General features: G+C 44.2%; 10 protein-coding genes and 1 pseudogene. 10 read left to right on the top strand and 1 reads right to left on the bottom strand.

Annotation, left to right across the window (positions count from 1 at the left end):
* From ACKPQ5_RS08525 to ACKPQ5_RS08480, 10 genes and pseudogenes are all read left to right on the top strand, one after another.
* Window positions 1-216, top strand: a pseudogene (locus tag ACKPQ5_RS08525) (Na(+)/H(+) antiporter subunit D); the annotation flags it as partial.
* 66 nt (window positions 217-282) lie between these two features.
* Window positions 283-798 carry a transglycosylase SLT domain-containing protein gene (locus ACKPQ5_RS08520; protein WP_407678682.1) on the top strand — a complete coding sequence of 172 codons (516 nt, stop codon included), beginning with the start codon at window positions 283-285 and terminating at the stop codon, window positions 796-798.
* Window positions 799-809: 11 nt separating this feature from the next.
* Window positions 810-1,775: a site-specific tyrosine recombinase XerD gene (xerD, locus tag ACKPQ5_RS08515; protein WP_407678681.1), complete on the top strand. Its 966-nt coding sequence runs from the start codon at window positions 810-812 to the stop codon at window positions 1,773-1,775.
* 70 nt (window positions 1,776-1,845) lie between these two features.
* Window positions 1,846-2,091 (top strand): phosphoribosylformylglycinamidine synthase subunit PurS, encoded by a 246-nt coding sequence (purS, locus tag ACKPQ5_RS08510; RefSeq protein ID WP_407678680.1) that lies wholly within the window; start codon window positions 1,846-1,848, stop codon window positions 2,089-2,091.
* Window positions 2,088-2,927: a fumarylacetoacetate hydrolase family protein gene (locus ACKPQ5_RS08505; protein ID WP_407678679.1), complete on the top strand. Its 840-nt coding sequence runs from the start codon at window positions 2,088-2,090 to the stop codon at window positions 2,925-2,927. The genes purS and ACKPQ5_RS08505 overlap by 4 nt, the downstream gene beginning before the upstream one ends.
* 15 nt (window positions 2,928-2,942) lie before the next feature.
* Window positions 2,943-3,632 carry a phosphoribosylformylglycinamidine synthase subunit PurQ gene (gene purQ / locus ACKPQ5_RS08500; RefSeq protein WP_407678678.1) on the top strand — a complete coding sequence of 230 codons (690 nt, stop codon included), beginning with the start codon at window positions 2,943-2,945 and terminating at the stop codon, window positions 3,630-3,632.
* Window positions 3,629-5,944, top strand: coding sequence for a phosphoribosylformylglycinamidine synthase subunit PurL (gene purL, locus ACKPQ5_RS08495; RefSeq protein ID WP_407678677.1), 2,316 nt, complete (start codon window positions 3,629-3,631; stop codon window positions 5,942-5,944). Before purQ ends, purL begins: the two co-directional genes overlap by 4 nt.
* Window positions 5,945-5,950: 6 nt before the next feature.
* Window positions 5,951-7,870: an amidophosphoribosyltransferase gene (locus ACKPQ5_RS08490; protein WP_407678676.1), complete on the top strand. Its 1,920-nt coding sequence runs from the start codon at window positions 5,951-5,953 to the stop codon at window positions 7,868-7,870.
* A gap of 127 nt (window positions 7,871-7,997) precedes the next feature.
* Window positions 7,998-8,591: an HNH endonuclease gene (locus tag ACKPQ5_RS08485; RefSeq protein ID WP_407678675.1), complete on the top strand. Its 594-nt coding sequence runs from the start codon at window positions 7,998-8,000 to the stop codon at window positions 8,589-8,591.
* Between the two features lie 46 nt (window positions 8,592-8,637).
* Window positions 8,638-10,356, top strand: a complete 1,719-nt coding sequence (locus ACKPQ5_RS08480; RefSeq protein WP_407678674.1) for a GAF domain-containing protein — start codon at window positions 8,638-8,640, stop codon at window positions 10,354-10,356.
* On the opposite strand, the gene ACKPQ5_RS08475 is transcribed toward ACKPQ5_RS08480, so the two are convergent.
* Window positions 10,353-11,628, bottom strand: a 1,276-nt coding sequence (locus ACKPQ5_RS08475; RefSeq protein ID WP_407678673.1) for an HD domain-containing protein, incomplete at its 5' end; no start/stop codon positions are given. The two genes, ACKPQ5_RS08480 and ACKPQ5_RS08475, sit on opposite strands and share 4 nt — an antisense overlap.

The raw sequence follows: 11,628 nt of genomic DNA, 5'->3' as shown, positions 1-11,628 counted from the left end.
AGTAGGGTAAATGGTTTTGCCAAGGCCGGTCAGGTTTATGTGATGACCCTGGTCGCGGAATGGCTCCATTATCTTGGTGCGAATTCGACTACCACTGCCGGTCAGGCAAAAAGTAAAATGGATAAGCGTGCAAAATTAGGGTTACACCCGATTGGCTTAACCGCGGTCTTTGCCCTTTTATTTGTGGGAGCTTTCCTTTTTCTTGCATCGTTTTAGAGTGTCCGTTTAGTGAGATCAAACTTCTTGCCTAGCAAGCAAACGGGTGCTTTTTATTAATACGGGATGAAAATATGGCGAGGAATAAAGTTTTTTATAATTTTTTTGTTTGGGAGTACTTCGTGTAAGTATCTCGATCGAAATGCGAATTTTATTTCTGAAGAAGAAGTATGGCGTAAAATAAAGACCGAGGGACCCAGGCATGGGTTAAATCCTTCTTTTATCTATGCGATCTGCCATGCGGAGAGTAGCTTAAATGCAAATGCCGAGTCCTCGGTGGCTCGTGGAATGATGCAGTTAACGGAGGCGGCTTGGCAGGATGTGACCCAGTTGCACTACCGGCAGGCTTTTGAATGGGAAACCAATGTGGAGGTGGGTATTCTCTACTTAGCCAGACTGAAGGGAATGCTTGAAAGTGTGGATTTGTTTTCTTATCCGCGTCTCGCGGCTAGCTATCGTTACGGGTACGGTGCATTACGGAAGGAAAAATTTATGGTGAGTAGAATGAAGACTCCGGTAAATCGGATTTATCGAAAATTATTTGCAGGCGAGCTTTCCCCCGTTGGTTTGCCAGAAGACTGATCTGATTAGAAATGGGGGCAAAGAGTAAGGTAAAGAGAAGAGAAAAGGGAGAAGTCAGGCTTGAACTCCCTCCCTCCTTTGAGGCCGAATTGAGTGGTTTTCTTGCTTGGGTTCAGCTGGAAAAGGGATTAGCGAAAAATACGGTTCAGTCATACGAAAATGATTTAATTCAATGTGCCCAACATTTACACAGTCAGGGTGTTTCTGGATGGCAGGCTGTGGAATTGGTTAATTTATCCAAGTGGTTAGCTTCGATGTCAGAGGACGAGTATGCAGTTGCAAGCCTCGCTCGAAAATTATCCGCTGTTCGTATGCTCGCGAAGTATTTGGTTGGCGAGGGAATAATGACAGAAGATTTTACCGAACTTCTACCCAATCCGAAAAAAAGAAGGCGTTTGCCCGATTGTTTAACGATTGAGGAGATGGAACGCTTTCTTTCAGCTCCCGATTTGACTCGCCCATTGGGAAAGCGAGATCGGGCTTTATTTGAATTGATGTATGGAAGTGGTTTGCGGGTTTCAGAAATTTGTATGCTTCCCATGACATCGGTGGATTGTGAAGAGGGGTATGCAAGGGTGTACGGAAAGGGTTCAAAAGAAAGAATTGTTCCGGTGGGTAAGCATGCCGCGACTGCAATCCGAAATTATTTACATGGTGGACGTCCGCAATTGGTAAAGGAGGGAACGGGAGGAGAACTTTTTCTGAGTATTCGTGGAAAAGCAATCTCCCGAAAAATGGTTTGGGTATTAGTTAAGGATTATGCTCGAAAGGCGGGAATTGAGAAAAATCTCAGTCCCCATGGATTGAGGCATTCTTTCGCAACTCATCTTTTAATGGGTGGAGCGGATATTCGTGCGGTTCAGGAAATGTTGGGTCATGCAGATATTGGAACGACTCAGGTTTACACTCAGGTGGAAGTTGAACGGTTACTTGATGAACATGCGAATTTTCATCCTATGGCTCAAAAAAGTGATTAATTTACAATTTTTTTCTCAACGTGCGCAAAATAAGGTTGAAGGTTGGGCATAGCTCTTCTTTAAGTATGTCGTGAAGGTTACTGTATTTGTTTCCCCCAAGACAACTGTCTTGGATCCCCAAGGCGCAGCGGTCGAACAAGCTATCAAAAGCTTAGGCCATCAAACTGTGGGGGCTGTTCGCGTGGGCAAGACCGTCACCTTTGAGATTGATGGAGAGGATACGCCCGAGATGCGTGCTCAGGTCGATCAATTATGCGATGGATTATTAAGTAATCCAGTGATTGAGGATTATCGTTTCGAGATCGAAGCGGGGTGAAGATTTTTCGATACCTCGATAAGTCCGGATCAATGGGGTTCGGTCGATTTGATGAACAGGGCCAAATGTTTCAAATCTTAAAAAAGGATAATGGAGATTTCGAGGCTACCACTCATCGTATTACCCCTTTTCAATTTCTTACTCCGATTGATTTTCGGTGCATTTATGGAGTCGGGCTTAATTATAAAGCCCATGCTCAGGAAACAGGAAAGGAACCTCCGAAATATCCGATGATTTTCATGAAAGCTCCGACCACCACTCAAGGTACGGGAGATCCGGTGGTAATCCCACGCTATTTGCGGAGTGATAAAGTAGATTACGAAGGAGAATTAGGCGTGGTGATTGGAAAGCCATGTAAAAATGTAAAACCGGAAGAGGCACTTTCTTATGTACTAGGATATACCTGTGCGAATGATATAAGTGCCCGTGACTGGCAGAAGGAAAAAGGGGGAGGCCAGTTTTGTAGAGGAAAGAGTTTTGATACCTTTTGCCCAGTTGGTCCTTGTTTGACCACCGCGGATGAAATTCCCGATCCCAGTAAACTTACATTGCGAACATTCTTGAATGAAGAAAAGATGCAGGAATCTTCAACAAGTGATATGATTTTCGATGTTCCCACCTTGATTTCCTTTCTAAGTGGGAGTACCACATTACTACCTGGAACCCTTATCTTAACCGGAACTCCATCGGGAGTGGGAGAAGCAAGAGAGCCGAGAAGATTCCTTGTGCCTGGGGACGAAGTCACCGTACAGATTGAAGGGATTGGTATATTGACCAATCCGGTGGTGGAAGAAATTTTTGATGAGGAGGAAGCCGAAACTCCAAAAGAACAGTAAAATAGAAGTAATTTCATGAAAGTAGCAATTTTACAATTTCCCGGTTCCAATTGTGACTGGGATGCGGAACACGCGGTGCAGGATGTTTTAGGAATTCCCGCCAATCGAGTTTGGCATAAGTCGCCATTGCCGGCAGAAACGGAGGCGGTTATTGTACCGGGAGGATTTTCCTTCGGGGATTATCTTCGTTGTGGCGCGATCGCCCGATTCTCTCCGATTATGAAGGACCTCCGATTATTTGCAGAGAAGGGCGGAGCGGTATTAGGGATTTGTAACGGGTTTCAAATTCTTTGTGAAGCGGGCTTGCTCCCCGGGGCCTTGATCCGAAATGATTGCCTGGAATTTCGTTGCGTAAACCAAAAATTAAAAGTGGAAGATTCAAATGAACATTTTAGTTCGGATACAATTGGAAGCGAGTTAACTATACCGATTGCTCATGGAGAGGGAAATTATCGCCTGGAGCAGGATGCGTTGGCAAAATTGGAATCAAATAATCAGGTTCTCCTTCGCTATATTGGAAATCCCAATGGTTCAATCAATGATATTGCCGGAATTCGAAATGAAGTGGGAAATGTCTACGGTATGATGCCACACCCTGAGCGTGCGGTTGAAAAATTTCATCCCAGTCAAGATGGCTTACCGGTATTGGAAGCTTTTCTTGGCCCTATACGATCGAGTTCCCCAATCGAACTTTCTGAATCATGACCGAAAATACAGTTCCTTCATTACCCCTTAACCCAGATCCATGTTTAAATGTCGAGATTACACCGGAATTAGTGGCACAGCATGGTCTGCTTCCGGAAGAGTATGATCAAGTTTTAGAAATTCTTGGTCGCACGCCCAACTTGACTGAATTGGGAATTTTCTCGGTCATGTGGTCGGAACATTGTGCCTACAAAAATACCCGGAAATTACTTCGTCTTTTTCCCACCGAAAAAAAGGATAAAGAAGCAATTGGCCAGGTGCTCGTTAAAGCGGGTGAGGAAAATGCGGGCGTGATTGATGTGGGAGAAGGGTGGGGTGTTGCTTTTAAGATTGAATCGCACAATCATCCCAGTGCAATTGAGCCCTTTGAAGGTGCAGCAACCGGAGTGGGTGGAATTGTAAGGGATATCTTTACGATGGGAGCCCGTCCGGTTCTACTGACCAATTCCCTTCGTTTTGGTTCCTTAGAATCTGCACATGTCAAAAGACTTTTTAGGGGAGTAGTGAGCGGGATTTCAAATTATGGAAATTGCCTGGGAATTCCTAATATGGGGGGCGATGTTTACTTTGATGATTGCTACGAGGGGAATCCTTTAGTCAATGCACTATGTGCCGGAATTCTCAAACACGAGGATATTCATCGTGGTGCAGCCACTGGCGTGGGGAATCCAGTTTTTTATGTTGGGCCCGGTACCGGTCGAGACGGTTTAGGCGGAGCCAGTTTTGCCTCCCGTGAATTGACTGAGGAGAGTGCTGCCGATCGTCCTGCGGTGCAGAAGGGGGATCCATTTATGGAGAAACTTCTTCTAGAAGCATGCCTTGAAATGATGGCGATTCCAGGATTAGTGGTGGGTATCCAGGATATGGGAGCAGCAGGTTTGACCTGTTCGACTTGTGAGACGGCGTCCCGTGGAGGTTTAGGAATTGAAATTGATCTCGATCTTGTTCCACAGCGAGAAACGGGAATGAATTCCTATGAAATTATGCTTTCTGAAAGCCAGGAAAGAATGCTCGTGATTGTGAAAAAGGGTAGGGAGCATGAGATTAGGGAAGTATTTGAAAAGTGGGATTTACACGCGGCACATATTGGAGAAGTAAAGGACGGAGATCGAATGGTAGTTCGGCATAAGGGAGTCGTTGTGGCGGATCTGCCCGCCAAATCCCTTACTGATGAAGCCCCTATTTATGACCAACCGGCCAGTGAGCCTGCTCATATTGAAGTGGCTCGAAATTGGAGTATAAGTTCTGTTCCCGAACTTGCTGTTGAATCGGTTGAATCTTCTTTAAATAAATTATTAGCTCACCCTACGATCGCTTCCAAGCGGTGGGTCTGGCAACAATATGACCATATGGTTATGTCTGGCTGTACAGTTGAGCCAGGAAGTGATGCTGGAGTGGTTCATTTGAGTATTGCTGGCATTGATAAACGATTAGCGATTTCGAATGATTGTAATAATCGATTCTGTTATTTGGATCCCTACAAGGGAGCACAGATTGCGTTTGCAGAGTGCATGCGTAATTTGGCGTGCTCAGGCGCTCGTGCACTTGCCGTTACCGATAATCTGAATTTTGCCAACCCCAATAAACCGGAGGCTTATCACATGCTGAAGGAATGTGTAAAGGGGTTAGCGGATGCATGTACCTTTTTCGATGTTCCGGTAGTGGGTGGAAATGTGAGTTTGTATAATGAACATGGCGAGGGCGGAATTGACCCGACACCAGTGGTTTCCATGGTTGGTTTAATTGAAAAATCATCAAGTGTGACCCGAAGCTTTATTTCACAACCTGATCAATCAATTCTTCTGCTCGGCGGTCTACCTCATGAATTGGGTGGAAGTTATTTTCTTCAGACCGAATATGGAAAAAAAGAGGGAACTTGTCCGGATGTTGATTTGGCATCCGAGAAGAAAGTACAGGATTTCCTTATACAACAAATTGAAGCCGGGCATGTACATGCTGCACATGATATTGCTGAGGGTGGACTTTTGGTTGCCTTGGCTGAAATGTTTTTTGAAAACCCGAATATTGGAGCATCGCTCTCAATCGATTCCAAAGGGAAATCCAACCGACTGGATGCCCTCCTTTTTGGAGAAAGTCAGGGCCGTGTATTAATTGCAGTATCCAAAAGTGAAAGTGAGGGAATAGTACTATCTGCGGGCCAAAATGGATTGAGCATTGATCCATTAGGATACTCCGATTCATCCGGACAGTTAAAACTTTCAGTGTCGGGTAATGAAATTCTTGATTCTTCGGTCAATCAACTGCATAAGACTTGGAGCGACGCCATCCCACAAAAAATGAATCATAGCTAAACCACCATGAGTGATGAAATCGGCCACCACTGCGGAATTGCCCTAGTCCGCTTACGGAAACCACTGGCTTATTATGAACAGAAGTATGGCACTCCATTATGGGGCTTTAATCAATTATTCCTATTGATGGAAAAGCAGCACAATCGGGGTCAGGATGGTGCTGGGATTGGATCGATGAAATTAAATATGCCTCCCGGTGAAGCTTTTATGTTTCGCGAACGGAGTACGAGCACCAAGGCTTTGTCTAAAATTTTCGGTGGTCAGCACAAGAAACTGGAAAAAATGGTTAAGGATGGGATTGCATTTCCTGAATTTCCTGAAACTTATAAGAAGCACTTTGACTACGGGGGTGAGATTCTCATGGGGCACCTCCGCTATGGAACCTCGGGAGCGTATGGTTCCACCACTTGCCACCCATATTTTCGTAAGAGTAATTGGCCAGGGAAAAACCTGATGGTGGCGGGTAATTTTAATCTTACCAATGTCGAAGAATTGAACCAAAAACTCGTTGAGCGTGGCCAACATCCGGTTTTTGATACTGATACACAGGCAATTTTGGAAGAAACCGGGTACCATCTTGATTCAACTAATGACAAGCTTTCTGCAGAGGCTCTAAAAGAAGGAGTAAGTGGGGATGATCTTTCTAAATGGATTGGTGAACGAGTCGATTTGCCAGATATCTTTCGAAAGGCTTCCGAACATTGGGATGGGGGTTATGCACTCGCCGGTATAATTGGAAACGGGGATGCCTTTGCCATGCGCGACCCGCTGGGCATCCGTCCAGGGTTTTATTTTGAAGATGATGAGGTGGTTGCGGTTGCTTCCGAGCGGGCACCTTTAATGACTGTGTTTGACAAGAAAGTGGACGAGGTTCAGGAAATCAAACCAGGCACCATTGTGGTGGCCAAGGCGAACGGAGAGGTTCAAGTGGAGCGATTCGCCGATGACCCAGCTCGCCAGACTGGTTGTTCATTCGAACGAATCTATTTTTCCCGGGGGAATGATCCCGATATTTATGCAGAGCGCAAAATGCTCGGTGCCTTATTGGTGCCTGATGTTCTCAAGTCCGTAGGGAATGATTTTTCCAACAGTGTGTTTAGTTATGTTCCGAATACTGCAGAGAGTGCATATTACGGGTTTATGGAGCAACTTCGATTGGTTCGTCGGGCAGAAGTACAGCAACAGTTAATTGAGGCTAAAAATAAGGGCGAATTAACCGATGAATTAATCAACGAATTGGTAATGGATAATTGGCCAAAAGGGGAGAAGATTGCCAACAAGGATATTAAATTACGCACATTTATCTCCCAGGAATCTGGCAGGAATCAACTTGTATCTCATGTTTATGATATTACCTATGGTGTTGTGCGGGAGAAAATTGATGCACTTGTCTGCATTGATGATTCGATTGTTCGGGGAACCACACTTAAGCAAAGTATTTTGAAAATTCTGGGTCGATCCAAGCCAAGGAAATTGTTGATTGCTTCCACCGCTCCTCAAATTCGCTACCCAGACTGCTATGGAATCGACATGTCCGAATTGGGAAAGTTTATCGCTTTTCAGGCAGCAGTCGCGCTGATCAATGAAAATGGTTATGGAGGCCTGCTTGCTGAAGTTGCCAAGAATTGCCGTGAAGCCCTTAAGGAAACTCGTCCCAATTTGGTGAATCATGTGAAAAAAGTGTATGAGAATTTCACCCCAGAAGAAATTTCCAATAAGGTAGCAGAGTTAGTAACTCCAAGTGAATTAAATGGTGAGCCCCGGGTCGAGGTAATTTACCAGGGGATTGAAAATCTACACGAAGCCCTCCCGGACCATCCGGGAGACTGGTATTTTACCGGAGATTATCCAACTCCTGGAGGATATCGAGTCGCACACAAAGCATTTTTGAATTTTTACGAAAACAAAAACGGACGGAGCTATTAGAATTCCTGAAGAGGTTCTGAGTAGAGAATTATATTTTTATGTTATTTCGTTCGAAGGTGAGTTAATACAAAAAAAGAATAAAAAGCCTTTGACAGGTTGGCTTGTTATTTCCTTAAATTAAGAACGGATGGAGACAAGCTATCAAACACTAGTACTGAATCGGCTTTGGCAGGCCGTGAATGTAGTGGGAGTTGAACGGGCATTCAGTTTATTATCTCTTGATCATGCCCAAGTAATTTATGCGGAGGATGGTAGTTTTCGTGTTCTTGATGCTGGGGCATGGTTTGAACATTGTAGGGAATCGGAGTTTGCACCCGGTGCCCGGGTGGTGAGGACGGTGAATCAATCTGTTCTTGTTCCTGCCGTTCTTTTACTCAGAGGGTTTGATCGAATGCTTTTGCAGGAGATGAAGTTTAACCGGCAAAACTTATTGGAACGCGATAATCATCGATGCCAGTATTGCGGAAAGAATTTACCGAGTAAGGAATTGAATATGGACCATGTCATTCCACGAGACCGTGGGGGAGGGACATCGTGGGAAAATGTAGTCATTTCTTGTATTCGTTGTAATAGTAAAAAGAGTAACCGGTTACCGAAAGAGGCTGGCATGAGGTTGCTTAAAGAACCAAAGAGACCTCCACGGCGCCCATTTATGTCTTCGCTTTACGGAAAGCAAGTGGAGAAGTCCTGGGAGTATTTTCTTCAGTCAAAGGAGAAGTAATTTTCCAATCTCGCCTTAGCAGTTCATTCTGCTATTTCTTTTTTTAATGGAGCAAGGAGATGAGATGGAACTAGCAGACAGGAGGGCGGTGGATGCCCTGTATCGAATTAGTGCGTTATCGGGAAATAAAAAAGATCCGGTTGAGGCTTTGTCGGGAATTTTGGATGAAGTAGTGGGTATCTTTGGTGCAAGCTCAGCATCGATTTGTCTGATTAATGCAGATTCCGATAAATTACTGATTGAGGTGGAGCGTGGTTTATCAAAAGCGAGTAAAGGATTTGAGTTACCCATGGGGGTAGGGATAACCGGTTGGGTTGCTCTTTATGGTGAACCTTTTTTATGCCCTAATGTAGAAGAGGAAGAAAAATACTTTCCATTGGATGATCGAATCAAGTCAGAGATGGCAGCTCCCTTAATTGAGGGGGGGAGAACAGTGGGTGCGCTCAATGTGGATTCCATGATTGTGAATGCATTTGATGAAAATGACTTAAGATTGCTGGTATTAATGGCGAAGGAGGCGAGTCGAGTATTGGAAAATATGTGGATGATCCAGCAATTGAGAAGAAAAGCAGAACAGTTACAAACTTTAGTTTTGGTGGGGCAGGATATGGCAGGAAAGAGAGAGGTGCAGGAGGTTTTGCGAACGATTACAAGGGAGGCTTTATTATTATTAAATTGTAAGATTTCCGCATTTTTTCTCTATGATGAGGGGGAAGATTTACTTCGCTTGCATTCCTTGCAGGATCAACAGGGTTCAAGGTCACTGGAGGAATGCTTAAAGCCTTCTGACAGTATCTTAGGTACTTCGTTACGCGGACGAAGGCAGGTGCAGACAAGGGATTTACTGCGTACGGAGGAGCATCATTTTGTAACTTTAATTCGTGAGGAGGAACTTCATTCGATGTTAGTCACACCGGTTGTGTATGAGGATATTTCAATCGGAGTATTATCACTTTATGTCGATCGATCACATCGATTTAATGATGACGAAACATTAATTGCCCGGGCACTAGCTGATTTAGGTGCGATTGCAGTTCAAAATGCAAGATTGTATGGTCGGGTATTTGATTCCGAGGAAAGCCTGCGAAAGAGCGAACGTTTAACCACATTGGGGACATTGGCGGCAGAGATTGCTCATGAGATCAGAAATCCTTTGATGGTGGTTCGATTGCTTTTTGATTCCCTTGGTTTGGAGCAGGGCGAAGATGAGGCGAAAAATAAAGATCTTTCTGTCATTCGAGAAAAACTGGACCACTTGGAGCAAATTGCAGGTCGGATTTTAGATTTTGGGAAGAGTCGTGAAGCTTTTCGAAAACCGTTTTCCTTAAAAGAAATTATTGAAGATGCTGCTTTGCTTGTCCGATTAAAGTTAGAACAATGTCATGTGGTTTTACATGTAAATGAATTTCCACAGGATTTATTGGTATATGTTGATAAGGGCCAGATTCAACAAACTCTGCTTAACCTTATGTTAAATGCCCTAGTTGCGATGCCGAATGGAGGAAAGTTAATAGTTGAAGTCGGTCGAACCGAAGAGGGGAAAGCACAAGTTTTAGTGGAGGATACGGGTACGGGAATCCCCGAGGAATTAAAGGGTAGAATATTTGATTCTTTTCTAACCGGAACGACGGAGGGTACGGGGTTGGGGTTATCCATTTCCAAAAGAATATTGCGAGCACATGATGGAAACCTCGACTTACTTAAGTCGGGTCCGGAGGGGACAGTCTTTAAGATTACTTTACCTCTTGCCAGTCAAGAAACCTAGACTTCAAGGTAATATTTACCTGCGTTAAGAGATTCACTTAATTCTTCCCGTAATTGAAGAAATTGACTGGGGGAAAACTTTTTACCATCCGTTGATTTTTCGATGTTAAAAATATCAGTTGCAATTCCCTGCTCGGTGGCGACACGAGCAAATTGAATAGAGAATCCGCATCTTGAAATAGTCTTGGCAATTAAATGTAAGAGACCGACTTGATCGGATGCACGCACTTCCACAATAATTCGACCTAAGGATACATCATGGTATACATCAACGCTGGGAGGAATTCTTTCGCCTAGGCGATCCTCATTGGAAAAGGGTCGGTTGTTATCCGTCTTTTTTCTTTTTTCTTTAATGAGTTGATCGGGTGATGTTTCATTTTCTAAAAAATCGTGAATGGAGGACTCGCAGAGTGCACGTGTCTTAGTGTCATTCACAATTCCCCCATTTTCTCCTTCCACATAGAATACATCAATGGCGATTCCATCTTTTCGAGTAACTGCGCGGGCCCCTAAAATATTTAAGCCGGCGACAGAGAACCCTCCGGCAATTTTTTCAAAAAGTGCGGGTCGATCGCGAGTTACAATATCCACAATTGTCAAAGTGCGCCGTACATCATTTCTCCAACTGAGTATCGGCTTGCCAGAACTATTTCCATTGTGTGCAAACCGGTGAACCATATCAACATGTAGAGCGACTTCTTCTTTTCCGGCGTGTGAAAAATATCTCTCGGGTACTTGATCAAGATGTTCGATAAGTTCGTTTTGGGGAACTCCTTCGACTTCAATTTCAGTATATGCATTTTTCAACACGCTCGGGTCTTTCCGGGCATGTTTGCCTTCTAGTACATTTAATGTGTTTACAAAGAGTTGAGTGTGGAGTTCTTCTTTATGGTCGTTCCATAGGTCAGGAGCGGTAGCGTTTGCATCGCAAAAGGTGTGAACATAGAGAAAGCGTAATCGTTGCTCTCCTTCAATAAATTGGGCAAAAGAATCAATAACCTCCGGATCCTCGAGGTCAAATTTGTTAGCATACCTGGACATTTCGAGGTGATTTCGAATTACAAAGAGTATGCGGTCGTGCATTTCATCTGAAATTCCCAATCGTTCCATTAGGCCACGAGCAATTTCTACTCCCCGTTCACAGTGACCTTTTGGTCCCTGATCTTTTCCTAGATCGTGTAGAAAAAGAATAAGGTAGAGGAGGCCAGGCACTTCATTTTTTCTCAGTGCTTCAAGATAGTGTTTTGATTTACTCTTTTTACCCTGGAAAACT

This window comes from Candidatus Seribacter sulfatis (assembly GCF_964187635.1).
Lineage (GTDB): Bacteria > Verrucomicrobiota > Verrucomicrobiia > Opitutales > Seribacteraceae > Seribacter > Seribacter sulfatis.
The sequence above is the reverse complement of the archived record's forward strand: the minus strand, read 5'-3'. Positions and strand labels throughout refer to the sequence as shown.